Here is a 16,809-nt window from a genome sequence, read left to right as displayed (position 1 = left end):
CGGAAAACCAGGGAGCGCAAAGGAGCCCCGCCGGAACTGTTCAGAACAGTTCCGGCGGGGCTCCCGTGTATGTGCCGCCTTTCAGGGGTTGCGTATTTCTTGCTCAGCCTGCGCGGGGAGCGGAGTACATCTCTTCGATCACGGCGTCGAAATCCTTCATGACCTGGGCCCTCTTGACCTTGAGGGAAGGGGTGAGGTGGCCGGACGCTTCAGTGAAGTCGGAGGCGACAATCCGGAAAGCCTTGATGGCCTCGGCCTGGGACACGGACTGGTTGGCCTTGCTGATGAGGTCCTGCACGGCAGCTTTCACCACGGCGTGGTTGGCGGCTTCGTCCAGTGATGTCGTCGAGGGCAGGCCGTGGCGCTCCAACCATCCGGGCAGGGCTTCCTCGTCCAGGGTCACCAGCGCGCCGATGAACGGGCGGTTGTCGCCGACCACCAGCACCTGGGAGACGAGGGCGTCCGCCCGGATCTGGTCTTCGAGCAATGCCGGCACCACGTTCTTGCCGCCGGCAGTGACAATGATTTCCTTTTTGCGGCCGGTGATCTTCAGGAAGCCGTCGCTATCCAACTGTCCGATGTCGCCGGTACGGAACCACCCGTCGTCGAACGTTTCGGCTGTGAGGTCCTCTCGCCCGTGGTAGCCGCGCATCACGCACACTCCCTTGGCGAGAATCTCGCCGTCGTCGGCAATCTTCACCGAGTTGCCCGGCAGAGGGGCACCTACCGTACCGATCTTGATCCGGGACGGGCGGTTGACGGAGATGGGTGCTGTGGTCTCCGTAAGGCCGTACCCTTCCAGGATCTGCAGGCCGATCCCTTGGAAGAAGTGCCCCAGGCGCTCACCGAGCGGCCCTCCGCCGGAGACGGCATGGGACACCTGGCCGCCCATGGCGGCCCGCAGCTTGCCGTAGACCAGCTTGTCGAACAAGGCATGCTTGAGCTTGAGTCCCAGCCCCACGGATCCGGACTCCCGGGCCTTCGAGTAGGCAATCGCCGTGTCCGCAGCGCGGTGGAAGATGGCGCCCTTGCCGCCGTCTTCGGCTTTGGTGAGTGCGGAGTTGTAGACCTTTTCGAACACCCTGGGAACGGCGAGGATGAACGTTGGCTGGAAGCTTTGCAGGTCGGCCAGCAGGTTCTTGATGTCCGGTGTGTGCGCCACTTTGACTCCACCGGCCACGGCAAGCACGGAGATGAACCGGGCGAACACGTGGGCGAGGGGGAGGAACATGATGGTCTTGGCCGATTCCTTGACCACTTCCGGGATGGCAAGCCTGGCGTTCTCGGACAACTCGACGAAGTTGCCGTGGGTCAGTTCGCACCCCTTGGGGCGGCCGGTGGTGCCGGAGGTGTAGATGATCGTGGCCAGGTCATTGAGACCGGCTGCCGAACGGCGGGCTTCCAGTTGCTCGTCGGAGACTCCCGAACCGGCAGCACGCAGGACGTCGAGTCCTGCTCCGTCCAATTGCCAGACGTGTGCCACGGAACTGATGTCTTCCGCAGCTACGGCCTGGCGGATGACGCTCTCATGGTGGGCGCTTTCACCGAAGGCCGCCACTGCCGCGGAGTCGCCAAGATTCCATGCCACCTGCGAAGGAGACGATGTTTCGTAGATCGGCACCGAAACGGCTCCGGCAAACCAGATCGCGAAATCCACCAGCGACCACTCGTAGCGGGTGCGGGACATGATGCCAACGCGGTCTCCGGGTCCCACGCCGCTGGCGATGAGACCTTTGGCGAGGACCTTCACGTCGGCCAGGAACTCCGTTGCGAGGATGTCCTGCCACTGACCTGCACCGTCCAGCTTGGCGAAAAGCGCCGGATTGGACGCCTTTGCGGCCTCCCGGATAACAAGGTCCGTGATGTTGGTTTCAGGGGAAACATTAATAAGGGGAGGAACACTAAATTCGCGCACGGTAGCTCCTTTGATATCCACGGGCCGCGAGGGGCACTTTTCACTCTAGTATGCCGACTCGAGGAAGTGTGTCCGATTTCACCTACTGGCGAGTAACTTTACGGATTCGCTGCCGTTTTGGGCAACTTCACGCCATAAAGGGCCTTCCGGCGCTATCGGAGCGTTCCTCGCGGAGGCGCGCGGAATAGGATGATGGGATGCCCCAACACCGGTCCAGTTCGCGCCCCGGGCTCCGGCCCTCATTCGGATCCCGCAAAGATGTTCCCTGGGCACCCCGGCGGAACCATCTTGGCCGCAGGGGACTTGCCATCGGCATCGACATCGGCGGAACAAAAGTGGCAGCGGGCGTTGTGGACGCCGACGGCCGCGTCCTGGCCGAAGCCCGCCGGTCAACTCCGGGAGCGGACCCGCGCGCGGTGGAGCGCACCATCGTGGAACTCGTTGATGAGTTGAGCGCCGGGCATCGCATCTCTTCCGTCGGAATCGGTGCAGCCGGTTGGATGGACCTCGACGGCGGCACGGTGCTGTTCAGTCCCCATCTGGCCTGGCGCAACGAGCCACTGAGGGACAGCCTGCAGAACCTGCTGCGGCGCCCGGTTCTGCTGACGAACGACGCCGATGCTGCCGCCTGGGCGGAGTGGCGCTTCGGTGCGGGGCAGGGGGAGAGCCGGCTGGTCTGCATCACCTTGGGTACCGGAATCGGGGGCGCCATGGTGATGGACGGCCGCGTAGAGCGCGGCCGCTATGGCGTCGCCGGCGAATTCGGCCACCAGATCATCTTCCCCGGCGGACACCGCTGTGAATGCGGCAACCGTGGCTGCTGGGAACAGTACGCCTCAGGCAACGCCCTGGGGCGCGAGGCGCGGCAACTGGTGAAGACGAATTCCCCGGAAGGCCGCGCCCTCCTGGAGAAAGCCGGTGGTGACGCGGACAGCATCACCGGGGCAACCATCACGGCGCTGGCGCTGGCCGGCGACGCCACGTCCAGGGAACTCATCGCAGATCAGGGCGAGTGGCTGGGGCTGGGCCTGGCCAACCTCGCTGCCGCGCTGGATCCCGGCATGTTCGTCATCGGCGGCGGGTTGTGCGACGCCGGCGACCTCCTCGCCGATCCAGCCAGGGTGGCTTTTGCCAAAAACCTGACGGGCAGGGGCTTCAGGCCCATGGCCCGGATCGAGCTCGCGGCGCTTGGTCCGCGGGCGGGAATGATCGGCGCAGCGGATCTTTCCCGGGTCAGCGGACGGGCCTACAGCTAACGCCCCGGCCTCGACGTTCAACTCCGATGGTCAAAGCAGCGCCGCGCAGGCACTTGGATGCGGGCGCCGAGGCACTTTAGATACGGGCGCCGTCGTCGTACTCGTCTTTTTCATGCGGCAGCCGCATGATCAGGTACACCACCGAGGCCACGAACGCCGCAACAATCCCCAGGACGGCCGCCAGTGGGGCTGACCGCCAGAACATCGCAGTGAACAGGAGTGCGATGGGACCGCCCACCGCACCGAGCCAGGCCAGCATGGTCAATGGTTCGGTTCCGGCAAGGCTGGGCGGTTCTTCCGGGACGAAATCGCCGTCATCAGCGTCGTCGACCTCGTAATCCCGTGGCCCTCCAGGAGACTCTTCCTGGCCGTTGCGGCGCTCAGGGCGATCCTCGTTGGGGTCTTCTGCCGGCGTCGCAGACGTCGCCAACCCCAGGGGGTCGAACGCGCTGAAAGGCTTCCGCGCCGGCGGTAGACTGCCGGGTGCCCCGGGGTCCGGCCGCCCCTGCTCCTCCGCGGAATCCCCGGAGGAGGACGACGTAGACTCCAGCCGCGCCACCAAATCCAGCCAAACGGCGTCGTCGTCCTTATTGGCGCTCTGGTCGGCAGGGTCCGGATCAGGCCTGGTCATTGGCTTTGTCCCTATCCAGCGAGCGGTCCCCGGACGCGAGGTCGCCAAGCCGTTTGTTCATGAAGTCCACCGTGCCGGCAAAGATGGCCGGGGCGTCGTTGTCCAGCGTGGCCACGTGGTAGCTGTTGTCGAGGTAGCTGATTTCAACAGGAGCCTGGACCCGCGACTGCAGGAACTGCAGGCTGGCATTCGAGACGACCTTGTCCACCGTGGACCGGAACACTCTGACGGGAGCCGTTATGCGGGGGAGGATTCCCGCAGTGTCTTTATACATCTTCTTCAACTGGTGGGCTGCGGCTACGGGGGTCCGGGCGTAGGCGCCCTCGTCCTGGTCCGGCTTGAGGATATCGTTGGCAATCGCCGGAGTGCTTTTGACGACGTACTTCAGGGCCGCAACAACTGCGGCCCGCGGGTCATCGAGCACCATTCCCGGATTGACCACAATGGTTCCTGCCACGGGCCGGGTGGCAGCTATGCGCAAGGCCAGCGTGCCGCCCATCGACAAGCCGGCGGCGAAGACGTAATCGCATTCGGACGCCATTTCCAGGTAAGCATCGTCCACCGCCCTGTGCCATTCCCGCCACGACCGCGTGGCCATGTCCTGCCATGTGGTTCCGTGGCCGGGCAGCAACGGAAGGTTAACCGCAAAACCGGCCGCCGCCAGGTGCTCGGCCCAAGGCCGGACGCTGTGCGGGGAACCCGTGAACCCGTGGGACATGACGACGCCCACCCTTGGGCCGGTACCGGAGAAGGCGCTGCGGAAGGGCGAGAAATCGGGAAGCACTTTCATGATGTCTCCGAGGCTACTCTGTCCTTGGCATGTTGACGCAAAAACCGTGCTGATGCTTCGAAGATGGTCGGTGCATCGACGTCCAGGGTGGCCACATGTCCGCTTCTTGGCAGCGAGACCACCTTCAGCTGTTCCTGATCCATGTGCTTGGTGATGGCTTTGAGGGAGCTTGGCGGAATGACACCGTCCACGGCGGACTTGAAGACCAAAGCCGGCGCCTTCACATCGGGGAGGGCGCGTGTGGCCTGGCCGAAAAGCTTCTTGAGTTCGTGGACGGACGCCAACGGCGTCTTCGAGTAATCGCCGTCCTCAGTGACTGCGGCCGTTGGCGCTTCCTCTTCGATGGGCGTGGTGGTGCGCATGACGTATTTGAGGGCGCCTATGTAGCGGACCCTGCGATCGTAGAAGCTAAGGCCGGGGTTGACCAGGACCACGCCCGGCACCGGGTGCCTGGAAGCTGCACGCAGTGCCACGGCTCCACCCATGGACAGACCGGCAACGAAGCAAGCATCCGTCTTTGCTTCGAGGTCGAGGTAGCTGGATTCGAACGTCCGGTACCAGTCCTGCCATGTGGTGGTGGCCAGGTCACGCCAGTTTGTTCCATGCCCGGGAAGGAGGGGGACTGACACGGCGAAACCCTGCCCGGCGAGGTATTCGGCCCAAGGCAGGATGCTGAGGGGGCTGCCGGTGAATCCATGGCAGATGGCTACGCCCGTCGAAGCATTTTCACCATGCCCCGGGTGATGGAAAGCGAGCGGGGCGCCGGGTTGGTTGCGTTCCGTCATGGCACCATCGTGTCACTGTTCCACGCATTTCTCACTGGAGTAGGGTTGCTGTTGAATCCCGGCCGTGAAGCGGTCGGAAACAGCCAAGCCGGCGGTGGTGAGAGGACGAGCGTGTTCTATTGGGTCATGAAGAGGATCTTCCTGGGTCCCGTCCTGAAACTGTTGTTCAGGCCGTGGGTCAAGGGTTTGGACAACGTCCCCGAGGCAGGTGCCGCGATCCTCGCCTCCAACCACTTGTCCTTTTCGGACTCCATTTTCCTCCCGTTGATGGTTCACCGTCCCGTGATCTTCCTGGCCAAGTCGGAGTACTTCACGGGCAAGGGAATCAAGGGCCGGCTGACGGCGCTGTTCTTCAGGCTCAGCAACCAGCTGCCCATGGACCGCTCCGGGGGCGCTGCCTCCGAGATGTCCCTGCAAGCCGGAAAGGACGTGCTCAACTCCGGGGGCCTGCTGGGCATCTACCCGGAAGGGACCCGCAGTCCCGACGCCCGGTTGTACCGCGGCAAGGTGGGCGTAGCCAGGCTCGCCCTCCAGTCGCGGGTTCCCGTCATACCGGTGGCGATGATCGGCACCGAGAAGGTGCAGCCGATCGGCAAGCGACTGCCCAACATCCGCCGGATCGGGATCATCTTCGGGCAGCCCCTGGACTTCAGCCGCTACTACGGCATGGAAGATGACAGGGTCATCCAACGCGCTGTGACGGACCAGATCATGTACGAACTGATGCGGCTTTCCGGCCAGGAATATGTGGACGAATACGCTGCGGTGGTCAAAGCACGGCTGGCGGGCAAGGGGCCCGAGCCGGTGCACAAGGTTGAAGCCGCAGAGGAGTCGCCGAGTGATATTGCCGAAGACCGCGATGAGCCCGTAGCCGAGCCCGGCGATGACACTGCCGGGGGTTCCGGGAAACTGTGACGCCTTCCGTCGGGTGGGTTACGGCAGCAGTGCCCCAACCCCGGCGAAGGCTACTACTCTTGTAGGGTGACTGAGCTATCCGCGAACCCCGCACCATCAGCAGCAGATCCGCTTGCGAGCACCGCCCAGAGCGGCGCGGCGGACTACCCCGGGCTTGACGCCTGGCGGGACCTGCCCATTTCCCAGCAGCCTTCATGGGCAGACCAGGAAGTCTTCAAGGCCACGGTCAAGGAACTCTCGATCGTGCCGCCGCTGGTTTTTGCCGGCGAGGTGGACGTCCTGCGGGACCGCCTGGCTGCGGCAGCGCAGGGCAAGGCCTTCCTCTTGCAGGGCGGTGACTGCGCGGAGACTTTCGAGGCAGCCACGGCTGACAAAATCAGCGCCCGGGTCAAGACCATCCTGCAGATGGCCGTTGTCCTCACCTACGGTGCCGCCATGCCCGTCATCAAGATGGGCCGCATGGCCGGTCAGTTCGCCAAGCCCAGGTCCTCGAACGACGAGACCCGAAACGGCGTGACCCTCCCGGCTTACCGGGGAGACATCGTCAACGGCTACGACTTCACCCCTGAGTCACGCGCGCACGACGCCGGAAGGATGTTGCAGGCCTACCGCACGTCTGCTTCCACGCTCAACCTCATCCGTGCGTTCACGCAAGGCGGCTTTGCTGACCTTCGCCTGGTGCACCAGTGGAACAAGGGCTTCACCGAGAACCCTGCACACGCACGCTACGAGTCCCTGGCCCGCGACATCGACCGTGCCATCAAATTCATGGATTCCTGCGGGGCTGACTTCGAAGCCCTCAAACGGGTGGAGTTCTTCGCCAGCCACGAGGCCCTCCTGCTCGACTACGAGCGGGCCCTCACCCGCATCGACTCGCGCACCGGCCTGCCCTACGACACGTCGGCGCATTTCCTTTGGATCGGCGAGCGAACCCGCGAACTCGATCACGCCCACGTGGACTTCCTGTCCCGGGTCCGCAACCCCATCGGCGTCAAGCTTGGCCCCGGCACGTCCGGCGACGACGCCCTGCGGTTGATCGACAAGCTGGACCCGAACCGCGAACCCGGCCGCCTGACATTCATCACCCGCATGGGCGCCAAGAACATCCGCGAGAAGCTGCCCGCCGTCGTCGAACGCGTGACTGCCTCGGGCGCCCAGGTGCTCTGGGTGACTGATCCGATGCACGGCAATACCGTCACCTCGCCCAACGGCTACAAGACCCGTAACTTTGACGACGTCATTGATGAAGTCCGCGGCTTCTTCGAAGTGCACCACTCCCTCGGCACGGTCCCCGGCGGCCTGCACGTCGAGATGACCGGTGACGACGTTGCCGAGTGCCTGGGCGGCGCCGATCCGATCGACCAGGACGCTTTCCTGGACCGTTACGAATCCGTTTGCGATCCGCGTTTGAACCACATGCAGTCGCTGGAGATGGCATTCCTGGTGGCAGGGGCCCTCGCCAAGCGGTAGGTCCGCCGGCAGCAAACAGCCAAAGGCGCGGTCCGAATCCTCGGGCCGCGCCTTTCGTTTGTCCTCGGCTAGACCACCGTCAGGGTGACCGTCGACCCTTCGGGGACTTCGTTGTTGACGGGGTTCTGGTCGCGCACCGTCCCGAAGAAGCCTCCGAGAATCTTGTTGACGTCAACCTTGAAGCCCAGCTTCTTCAGTTCCCGCTCGGCGTCGTCGGCTTGCTTCCCGATGAAGTTAGGCACCTTCACCATTTTGGGACCCTTGGAAACCGTCAGCGTCACGGTGTCACCCTTGAAAAGGTTTCCGCTGGCGGGAGCCTGCGAGACGATTGCGCCCTTCGGCACCGTTTTGTCGTTGACCGTCTCCGGCGCGATAACAGCCTTCAGCCCGGCATCCTGAATAGCCTGGACAGCCGCGTCCTGCGGCTGGCCACGGACATCGGGTACCGGGATGGGCTGGGGTCCTTTGGAGACGACCAGCGCCACGGGGGCGCCGTGCCGCACCTCGGTGCCCTTCGCAGGGTCCTGGGAAAGTACGACGCCGGCCGGTACTTTGTCGTCGTAGGCTTCGGTGACGTTGCCCAGTGCCATTTCCGCAGCGTTGAGGGCAGCTTTGGCCTCGTCCATCGTCCCTCCCGTCAGGCCCGGCAACGCGAAGAGCTGGGCCCCCTTGGAGACAAAGAGCGTGATGGGCTGGAATTTCCGGACCTGGGACCCGGGCGGCGGTTCGGTTCCGACCGCCATGCCCGGCGGGATGTCGTCGTCGAAGACGTCCCGTGGTTCCGACTGGAACCCTGCAGTCCGCAGGAGCTGCTGTGCCTCCGCTACGGTCTTGCTCTTCACTTCGGGCACGGTCCCTGGTGAACCCGGGCCCATTCCGAAGAACCATCCGGCCGACGCGGCCAGGACGGCAAGGATCACCACCACAACCGTCCAGATGACTCCCCGCCTGCGCGGGTTGCCCTCGCGCAGCGGACGGACCGGAGTAGCTGCGGCCCGGGCGCGGTCCTTGACCTCTTGCCGTTGCATCCGTTTTAGCTCGCGCTTACCTGGCTGCGGGGTACTCGGATCCACCCCGGAGACTATCCCGCCCGGCCCGGGCCGGTGCGGGGCGGAAGCAGCCATCACAGTGGTGGGATTGCTCTGTTGTGCAATGAACTCGGTCGGGGCGGCGGTGGTGCGGATAGACTCCGTGCGCTGATCCATGGCGTCCCCGCGGCCCGGTACGGCGGGCATCGCGCCGGGTGTGGAGGAAGGCTGGCGGTGGTCGAGCTGTTCGTCGCTCAGCGTGGTTCGAATGTGCCGCAGCTCCGTGAGCAGGGCAGTACCGTCCACCGGCCTGTTCTCGGCATCCACCGCGGTGCACCATTGCACCAGTTCGTCGAGGTCCGGGGCCAGGCCCGGAGCAAGCTGCGAGGGTTTGCCCACGGACGAGTTGACGTGCTGGTAGGCCACCTGGATGGGGGAGTCCCCGGCGTAAGGCTGTTGTCCGGTGAGCATTTCGTAGAGCATGATGCCCGCGGAATAGATGTCACTGCGGGCATCGGCGGCCTGGCCCATCACCAGCTCCGGCGCAAGGTAGGCGACCGTGCCGATCAATGCCCCTGTACTGGTGGTGGCCGTGACAGCCCGGGACAGCCCAAAGTCGCCCACTTTGATGCGTCCGTCGTCGGCGATCAGCACGTTTTCCGGCTTCACGTCCCTGTGGATGAGGCCGGAGTTGTGCGCCGCAGCAAGCCCTTCGATGACAGGATCCAACAGTGCCAGCGCCAGGCGCGGGGGCAGGGCGCCCTGTTGGTTGAGGACGTCCCTGAGGGTGTGGCCTTGGACGTACTCCATCACCAGATAGGCAATGTGGCCGTCCTCCCCTTGGTCCAGGACACCCACCACGTGGGGGTGCGAGAGGCGCGCGGCCGACTTTGCCTCGCGGCTCAACCGTTCCAGGAACACCTGGTCGTTCGCCAGGTGGGGGTGGAGGACCTTGAGGGCGACGTCGCGTTCCAACCGCTGGTCCGTCGCCAAATAGACCGTGGACATTCCGCCGCTGGCCAGGCGTGAGCGTACCTGGTAGCGCCCGTCCACAGTTGTGCCGATCAGGTGGTCCTGCGTAGCTTCTTGCACCCTATGATCCTAATCGAGGCAAGGAAAAGGCCCGAATTCCTGCGGAATCCGGGCCCCGTCCATGATGCATGGCCAGGTCTAGCCAAACGTGCGTTGACGCGCCTTGATCGACTCGACGTAGCGCTTGGTGTCGTCGTACATGCCGTACTTGCTGACGGAGTACTGGCCCTGGTAGTAGCCTGCGATCGCAGTGTCCAGGTCCTTGCTGGTGGCGATGAGTGCACGGATGATGGCAACACCGGCCGTGGCATTGTCGTACGGATCCAGGAGGTTGAGCTTCCGGCCCACCAGGTCGGAAGCCCACTGTCCGGACGACGGAATCACCTGCATGGTGCCGATGGCATTGGCAGGGGAGACGGCGCGCTGGTCGAAGCCGGACTCCTGCTCGGCAAATGCCAGCGCCAAGGACGGGCTGACGCCCATGCGGCGGGCGGTATCGGCAACGATGGTCTTCATCTCGGCCCTGCTGGGCACCGGCGATGCATTCAACAGCGCCTTGTTTTCGTTCGCGGAGCTGACCACGGCCGGCGGGTACGTGAAGCCAAGGAAGGTGCTTGGGACCAGGGGCTTGGTGTCCCCGGCCGGCTGCAAGGCCCCGCTGCCCGGAACCGTCAGCTTCTGCCCGGGGTAGATCACGGTAGTGGCCGTGACGTTGTTCGCGCTCATGAGCGCGGACAGGGAGACTCCCAGGCGTGAGGCAATGGCACTCAGGGTGTCGCCTGCCTTGATCGTGTAGCTGCCGGTGTTGGCGAGGGCCGGCGACGGCGCAGCCGGCGTGGTGGGTGCCGGGGCCGACGGCGCAGAGGCAGTACCGCCCCCGCTGACCTTGATCTTTTGGCCGGGGTAGATGATGGAGCTTCCGCTCAGGTTGTTCCAGCTGAAGATGCTGGACAGGGGGACGCCGTGCTTGGCCGCGATGGCGCTGAGGGTGTCACCGGGAACCACGGTGTAGGTCGCGGCGGCGTTTGTTGCCGGTGCCGGGGCGGGCGGGGCAGGTGCCGGTTGCGCCGGCTTGGGGGCGCTGCCCGTGAGCTTGATGGTCTGCCCGGGGTAAATGATGGTGGTGGCGGTGAGGTTGTTCAGCCGCAGGAGATCGTTCGTATCCAGGTTGAACCGGTGCGCGATGGCACTGATGGTGTCGCCCCTGACGATCTTGTAGGTGTCCGGCGTCGAAGGGGCCATCGGTCGCAGCGCCGAAGGCAGCGTGGAGGCGACGGACTGCGCCGGAATGACGGCGGCCTTTTGTGCCGCTTGGGCCTGCATGGCCGCAGCGAGGGTAGCGGGGATCTTGCGCTGAAGCGGAGCCGGCGCTGCGGTGGCCGGCTGGGCCACGGCGAGCGAGGACAGGACCACGGCAGGAAGCGCAGCCGTGGTAGCCGCGATTACCGGCATGCTCATGGTTCGTTTCGTCGGGCGGGGCGTGGTCATGGATGGTGTCCTCGTCTAGGCAGCGGAGATGGTCAGTGTGACCGCTGTTACCAGTGTTGCCAATGTTACTAATGATGTACGTGATACGAATGTGATCAGTGTGAATCTCTCACACTTATTCCCGTGGCACAAGAAATCCGCTGGATTACGGAAAACAAAAAGTGAAATGCCCTCCCGCGATCCGGCCGCATGCTTTTCCTGCGGGGCCTTTTACTGTCGGCTAGGCGAGCGGCGGGTTGGCGTGGCAACCTTGTTCCGTGAGTAATGTAGAAAGCCTTGTTTCCGACTGGTTGCCTTTGCCTGATGTTGCCGAACTGCTTGATGTCAGCATCACCAAAGTGCACGGACTGCTTGATGAGCGGGCGCTGGTGGCCATCAAACGCGGTGAACGGAAAATTCGTTCCATCCCTGCTCTGTTCATCCAGGACGGGCATGTAGTTGACAGCCTTAAAGGCACAGTGGCCGTCCTGGGCGACGCCGGCTACAGCGACGAAGAACTGATTATCTGGCTGTTCACCCCGGACGAATCCCTGGGTGGCCGTCCCATCGACGCGCTGCGGGAAGGCCGTAAGACCGAAATCCGGCGGCGTGCACAGTCCCTGGCGTGGTAGCTGGCCCGTTCAAGGCCACAACTGAAGATGCACGACGGCGGCAAGCAGCCGCCGTCGTGCATCTTAAGTAAAGCGAAACCCGGGAAAGCTGCTTTAAGCAGCGCGGCTGACCGCGGCTTCCGCCAGGCGGCGGAGCGCCGTCAAGGGCAACTCTGCCAAGGGGAGTTGTTCCAGCGCCGCGAAAGCTGTGTTGCTAAGGTCCGCAATGAGGGACTCCGTGGCTTCCAGTGCACCGCATTCGACAACAATGTGACGGATCCGGTCAACTTCAGCCTGGTCCAGGTCGGGTTTTCCAAGCATTTGGTCTACGTAGGCGGCGTCATCCGCCGAAGCCATGTTGATGGCGAAACCAACCAATACAGTGCGCTTGCCCTCGCGGAGGTCATCCCCGGCTGGCTTTCCGGTGGTCTCCGGATCCCCAAAGACCCCCAGAACGTCGTCACGCATTTGGAAGGCCTCACCCAAGGGCAGCGAGAAGTCCGAGTAGCCCGCGAGCAGTTCCTTTGAGGCTCCCGCCAAGGCCCCGCCCAGCGCGAGTGGATGCTCAGTGGAGTATTTTGCCGATTTGTACCTGATGATCGCCTTGGCGCGCTCTACCGAGCCGGACCGGTCCCGGACGGGTCCGGCCACTTCTTCGAGGATGTCCAGGTATTGGCCTGCCATGACCTCGGCGCGCATCAGGTTGAAGATGCGGCGGGCTTCGGTGCCTGCGGCGGCCCGAAGTCCCACGCGCGTGAAGGCCTCTTCACTGAAGGACAGGCAAAGATCGCCGGTGAGTATTGCTGCCGCATGACCGAAGCGTTCAGCGTCCAGGGCCCAGCCGTTGTCCGAATGCAGCTGACTGAAGCGCTTGTGGACGCTGGGGCCGCCCCGCCGGGTGTCGGAGCGGTCAATGATGTCGTCGTGGATCAACGCGGCGGCCTGGAACAGTTCAAGGGCACAGCCGGCTGTGAGGATTTCGTCATCCCCGGCTGCGCCGCCGGCCCCCCGCCAGCCCCAATAACACATCAGGGCGCGCATCCGCTTGCCTCCGGACACGAGGTTGGAGATCGAGTCCAGCAGCGGGGCAACGTCCGGTGAAATGGGGGCCATAAGGTCCTGCTGGGAGGACAAGAAGGAAGTCAGTTCTCCCGAAACGCCTGCGATGAATGCTGACTGCTCTTCGGCTAGTTGTTCCACGGGACTCACTTAACGGAACCGGCCGCCACGTTGGCGCCAATGGTGAAGGTGGAAACGCCTTCCTTCTGCCGCACGGACAGGTTCACGGTTTCACCATCGCCCCTGATGAAGTCGATCGACGTGACGTTGCCCACCGCTTCAGGACCAGGAACCACCTTGAAGCCCTGGGCCTCCAAGGATGCCTTGTAGAACTCCACCACTCCCTCCGGCGGAGCCTTCACGGTGCCCACCAGTGCCACCGTGGCGGGGGAGGCTGCTTTATCGAAGCTGCTGGACCGGACCGAGGTCTTGGGCATGACGGGGATCAACTGCTGGGGGAAACCCTCAACCAGCGCTCCGACCGTAGCGGTTGCGCTCGGCGCCGGTGCCGGGGCCGTGCTGCTTCCGGAGGGCGTTGCAGTTGCAGAGGCACTGCCCGCAGAAGGTGACGCCGAAACGGGAGCACTGGATGACGTGCCGGAGGAGGGGGCGGCAGAACCGCCGGATGGCTGGGTGCAGGCCGAGGCCGTTATGGCAACGCCAACGGCGAGCAGGGCGAGCCCTCGCGTTCGGGGAGTTCCAGAGAGCTTCACGGGGATGTCCTTCCTTGGGGTGACACCGGGCTTGGCGTGGGCTGACGCCGGGCTGAGCCTCCAGTTTAGTCAGTGGCCGGGCATAGTATTGCCGTTGTGAGGCACGATGTACCGGGACCCGGCCCTGGAGATAGCCGGAAGTCCCACCGCACCCCGGAAGAATTGCTGCAGCAGATGCGCCGGACAAGCATTCTGCACGTGGACATGGATGCCTTCTTCGTATCCGTTGAATTGCGCAGCAGGCCTGACCTGCGGGGCAAGCCCGTGATCGTCGGCTTCCCGGCTGAGCGATCGGTGGTGCTCTCAGCGTCCTACGAAGCCAGGGCGACCGGCGTCAAGTCCGCCATGCCCATGGCCATTGCCATGCGGATGTGTCCGGCCGCCATCATCATCGAACCGAGGCACAAGCTCTACTACCAGGTCTCCGGGCAGATCATGAATATCTTCTCGTCCATCACGGACCTCGTGGAGCCACTGAGCGTGGATGAGGCGTTCCTTGATGTCAAGGGAGCCATCCGACGCCTGGGATCCCCCTTGGACATTGGTCACATGATCCGGGCCCGGGTTCAGTCCGAGCTTGGCATCACGGCCTCAGTGGGCATCGCCGGCACCAAGTTCGTGGCCAAAATAGCTTCCACGCGGTGTAAGCCGGACGGCATCCTGCAGATCGAGGCGGAAGATACCCTGTCCTATCTTCACAGTCTTCCGGTGAATGCCTTGTGGGGCGTGGGCGGCCGAACAGGCGAAGTCCTTGCCCGCCTCGGTATCAGGACCGTTGCCGACGTTGCAGCAACTCCCGTGGCGTCCTTGAAGAAGGTCCTCGGAGCCGCCGGCGAGCACGTGCACAGGCTCTCCCTGGGAATCGATCCCCGTCCCGTGACGCCCACCCGCTTGGAAAAGAGCATCGGAGCGGAGGAGACGTTCAGCACGGACACCACTGATCCCGCACTGCTCAACCGTGAGTTGCTGAGGCTTTCCCACCGCACCGCCACCCGGCTCCGCAGCTCGGACATGTTGGCCCGTACCATCGCCTTGAAGCTGCGGTATGCGGACTTCTCCACCGTTACCAGAAGCCGGACCCTGCACACGCCGGTTGACAGTGCCCAGTTGATCTATGAGGTGGCCGTTGGTTTGCTTGAGTCGCTGGGGCCGAGGGCCCAGAGCGTGCGCTTGGTAGGCGTCAGGGCAGAACAGTTGGAACCGGCCGCACGGACGTCCATGCAATTGAGCCTGGATGGCAGGGACGACAACTGGCGGGCTGCCGAGCAGGCCCTTGACCGGGTAGCTGAGCGTTTTGGTTCAAAGACACTCCTGCCGGCCGCTCTCTTGGAACGGGCGAGGCAGGCGGAAGACCAATGACTCCGGCCCCGGCATTGCCCGCAATGCCCCCGTCTGGTGTGCTCAGGCCGTCTTTCAGAACAGCGCTGGACAAACTATCCTAAGGAGTACAAATATCCAGATCGTCTGGACTGCTGATCGGAAAGTTCGGGTCCCGGGAAATCCGCCACGGCGGCGGTGATAACGGGGAACGAATTTTCAGGCTTGTTCGTTCTGAATCACAGACGCACAAGCCACGGTTTTTCCAGACGCCGGCTGACTTAAGGAGGTCGCGATGCCCCTGTCGGAGCACGAACAGAAGTTGCTCGAACAACTTGAGAAGCAGCTTCATGAGGACGATCCAAAGTTTGCCAACACCATGGGTTCGGATCCCATCCGCAGCTGGTCCACCAGGCACGTCATCATAGGTGTGCTGGGCGCCATTGCAGGCATCCTTCTGTTGCTCGTTGGAGTGTCACTCCAGCAAATCTTTGTGGGAGTTCTGGGTTTCATTGTCATGGGGGCCGGCGTGTACTTCGCCACACTCCGCGGTACGGCATTCGCCCAAGGGCGGAAGGGCAAGCCGGGCAAGGCCAAGTCCAAGAGTTCCTTTATGAGCAGCCTCGAAGAGCGCTGGGACGAACGCCGCCGGGACGACTCCTGACCGTTCGCCTTTTTGCCGACGCGCTGATGGATGCTGCCTGACAGCCTCCTCCAAGCCGACTTGCTTCCGGGCGACTTGTTCAGTCTGCGCGGCCAGCCAGCATTTTCAGTGAGCTTGTTCAGTCAGCCCCTAGGCGACTTCTTGAGTCAGCGACCTGCCGGTCCTTGATTCCTCCTACCTTGTAAGTCCTCGATTGATGCGTGGCGCCCTGGGGTATTGGAGCGCCCAACCTCCTGGAATCACAGCTTTGTTGAATCCGAGCATTCCCGAATCCGATCATTGCCGGGCCCGTTGCGGGGCCCTTTTTCTGTTTAATGGCCCGCTCTGCTTAACGGAACGCCCCGTATAAACGCCGGCTCTGTTGATGGCCCGCTCAGCGGTCCAGGCCCGCAGCCCGGTCCTGTGCCCCGCGGCGCCCTCCACTTTCATCCCCGGGGACGTTCTTACTCCACTTGTCCCCACTACGGTCCCGGCCAGGGCGGCAGGCGCTTGGTTCTGCGCTGCTCCCGCCCCCGGACAACGCGCCCGGGGGCGGGTCTGAGCCTCCACTTCGCCCCACCGCCGGGAATTCCGCGTCACGGCGCCGCTCTGGAAACCCAAAGTGGTGGAGAAACGCGTCCATCTGCGTTGACTGTGGTGCTTTGTGGAGTAAAGTGGAGCGCATAAGAGGGTAATGGCATAGCAGGGTATGAGCGGGCACCTTAATTGAGGGGCGGTGGGCCGGTGTTTCTTGGCACCCATTCGCCGCGTCTCGATGAGAAGGGCCGGATCATACTTCCCGCCAAGTTCCGTGAGGAGCTTGCGGCGGGCCTGGTCCTCACAAGGGGGCAGGAGCGATGCATTTACGTCTTCAGTCAGAAGGAATTCGAACGCATTCACGAATCGATGCGGGAGGCACCGCTGTCCTCCAAGCAGGCTCGTGATTACATTCGGGTCTTTCTGTCCGGGGCCTCTGACGAAGTACCTGACAAGCAGGGGCGCGTGACGATTCCGCCGGCGCTCCGGGCATACGCAGGGCTTGGCCGCGAACTGGCTGTTATTGGAGCCGGTACCCGGGCCGAGATCTGGGACGCCGATGCTTGGAATGAGTACCTCGCCGAGAAGGAAGCTGCCTTCTCAGAAACGGATGACGACCATCTTCCGGGCTTCTTTTAGC

15 protein-coding genes are annotated in these 16,809 nt (G+C 63.7%); 7 read left to right on the top strand and 8 right to left on the bottom strand.

All coding sequences use genetic code 11. The features are described 5' to 3' along the window. Positions 1-103: 103 nt before the first annotated feature. On the bottom strand, positions 104-1,915 hold the full coding sequence (locus tag OCL88_RS11905; RefSeq protein ID WP_264962645.1) for an AMP-dependent synthetase/ligase: 1,812 nt from the start codon (positions 1,913-1,915) through the stop codon (positions 104-106). A gap of 197 nt (positions 1,916-2,112) precedes the next feature. On the opposite strand from OCL88_RS11905, the gene OCL88_RS11900 reads away from it, so the two are divergent. Continuing rightward, a complete protein-coding gene (locus OCL88_RS11900) occupies positions 2,113-3,171 on the top strand; it encodes an ROK family protein (protein WP_264962644.1) in 1,059 nt (352 codons plus the stop codon). A 76-nt stretch (positions 3,172-3,247) separates the two neighbouring features. On the opposite strand, the gene OCL88_RS11895 is transcribed toward OCL88_RS11900, so the two are convergent. The 3 genes from OCL88_RS11895 to OCL88_RS11885 are packed head-to-tail and all read right to left on the bottom strand — an operon-like array spanning position 3,248 to position 5,377. Continuing rightward, on the bottom strand, positions 3,248-3,802 hold the full coding sequence (locus OCL88_RS11895) for a hypothetical protein (protein ID WP_264962643.1): 555 nt from the start codon (positions 3,800-3,802) through the stop codon (positions 3,248-3,250). Next, entirely contained in the window at positions 3,789-4,592 is an 804-nt protein-coding gene (locus OCL88_RS11890; RefSeq protein ID WP_021473386.1) for an alpha/beta hydrolase, read from the bottom strand. Before OCL88_RS11890 ends, OCL88_RS11895 begins: the two co-directional genes overlap by 14 nt. After that, positions 4,589-5,377, bottom strand: a complete 789-nt coding sequence (locus OCL88_RS11885; protein ID WP_264962642.1) for an alpha/beta hydrolase — start codon at positions 5,375-5,377, stop codon at positions 4,589-4,591. The genes OCL88_RS11890 and OCL88_RS11885 overlap by 4 nt, the downstream gene beginning before the upstream one ends. Before the next feature lie 111 nt (positions 5,378-5,488). On the opposite strand from OCL88_RS11885, the gene OCL88_RS11880 reads away from it, so the two are divergent. Both OCL88_RS11880 and OCL88_RS11875 read left to right on the top strand, forming a co-directional pair. Next, a complete protein-coding gene (locus tag OCL88_RS11880; protein WP_264962668.1) occupies positions 5,489-6,292 on the top strand; it encodes a lysophospholipid acyltransferase family protein in 804 nt (267 codons plus the stop codon). A 66-nt stretch (positions 6,293-6,358) separates the two neighbouring features. After that, on the top strand, positions 6,359-7,762 hold the full coding sequence (locus OCL88_RS11875) for a class II 3-deoxy-7-phosphoheptulonate synthase (RefSeq protein ID WP_021473383.1): 1,404 nt from the start codon (positions 6,359-6,361) through the stop codon (positions 7,760-7,762). Positions 7,763-7,830: 68 nt separating this feature from the next. On the opposite strand, the gene pknB is transcribed toward OCL88_RS11875, so the two are convergent. Then, positions 7,831-9,882 carry a Stk1 family PASTA domain-containing Ser/Thr kinase gene (pknB, locus tag OCL88_RS11870; RefSeq protein WP_264962641.1) on the bottom strand — a complete coding sequence of 684 codons (2,052 nt, stop codon included), beginning with the start codon at positions 9,880-9,882 and terminating at the stop codon, positions 7,831-7,833. 78 nt (positions 9,883-9,960) lie between these two features. After that, on the bottom strand, positions 9,961-11,310 hold the full coding sequence (locus OCL88_RS11865; RefSeq protein WP_264962640.1) for a lytic transglycosylase domain-containing protein: 1,350 nt from the start codon (positions 11,308-11,310) through the stop codon (positions 9,961-9,963). A gap of 257 nt (positions 11,311-11,567) precedes the next feature. Here OCL88_RS11865 and OCL88_RS11860 point away from each other — a divergent pair, with 257 nt between their 5' ends. Next, positions 11,568-11,921: an Rv2175c family DNA-binding protein gene (locus OCL88_RS11860; RefSeq protein WP_031216816.1), complete on the top strand. Its 354-nt coding sequence runs from the start codon at positions 11,568-11,570 to the stop codon at positions 11,919-11,921. Positions 11,922-12,014: 93 nt separating this feature from the next. On the opposite strand, the gene OCL88_RS11855 is transcribed toward OCL88_RS11860, so the two are convergent. Together OCL88_RS11855 and OCL88_RS11850 are read right to left on the bottom strand one after the other, a co-directional pair. Then, positions 12,015-13,109 carry a polyprenyl synthetase family protein gene (locus OCL88_RS11855; protein ID WP_264962639.1) on the bottom strand — a complete coding sequence of 365 codons (1,095 nt, stop codon included), beginning with the start codon at positions 13,107-13,109 and terminating at the stop codon, positions 12,015-12,017. Beyond that, on the bottom strand, positions 13,106-13,672 hold the full coding sequence (locus OCL88_RS11850) for a hypothetical protein (protein WP_031216814.1): 567 nt from the start codon (positions 13,670-13,672) through the stop codon (positions 13,106-13,108). The genes OCL88_RS11855 and OCL88_RS11850 overlap by 4 nt, the downstream gene beginning before the upstream one ends. A gap of 174 nt (positions 13,673-13,846) precedes the next feature. Between OCL88_RS11850 and dinB the strand changes: the two genes are divergently transcribed. From dinB to mraZ, 3 genes are all read left to right on the top strand, one after another. Continuing rightward, positions 13,847-15,031, top strand: coding sequence for a DNA polymerase IV (dinB, locus tag OCL88_RS11845; RefSeq protein ID WP_264962667.1), 1,185 nt, complete (start codon positions 13,847-13,849; stop codon positions 15,029-15,031). A 253-nt stretch (positions 15,032-15,284) separates the two neighbouring features. Further along, positions 15,285-15,653 carry a DUF3040 domain-containing protein gene (locus OCL88_RS11840; RefSeq protein ID WP_264962638.1) on the top strand — a complete coding sequence of 123 codons (369 nt, stop codon included), beginning with the start codon at positions 15,285-15,287 and terminating at the stop codon, positions 15,651-15,653. 723 nt (positions 15,654-16,376) lie between these two features. After that, on the top strand, positions 16,377-16,808 hold the full coding sequence (gene mraZ / locus OCL88_RS11835; RefSeq protein ID WP_264962637.1) for a division/cell wall cluster transcriptional repressor MraZ: 432 nt from the start codon (positions 16,377-16,379) through the stop codon (positions 16,806-16,808). The last annotated feature ends 1 nt before the right edge of the window (position 16,809 follow it).

Origin of the sequence: Paenarthrobacter sp. PAE-2, assembly GCF_026013155.1 — a bacterium.
Classification (GTDB): domain Bacteria; phylum Actinomycetota; class Actinomycetes; order Actinomycetales; family Micrococcaceae; genus Arthrobacter; species Arthrobacter ureafaciens.
This window is presented reverse-complemented; position numbering and strand designations above follow the sequence as displayed.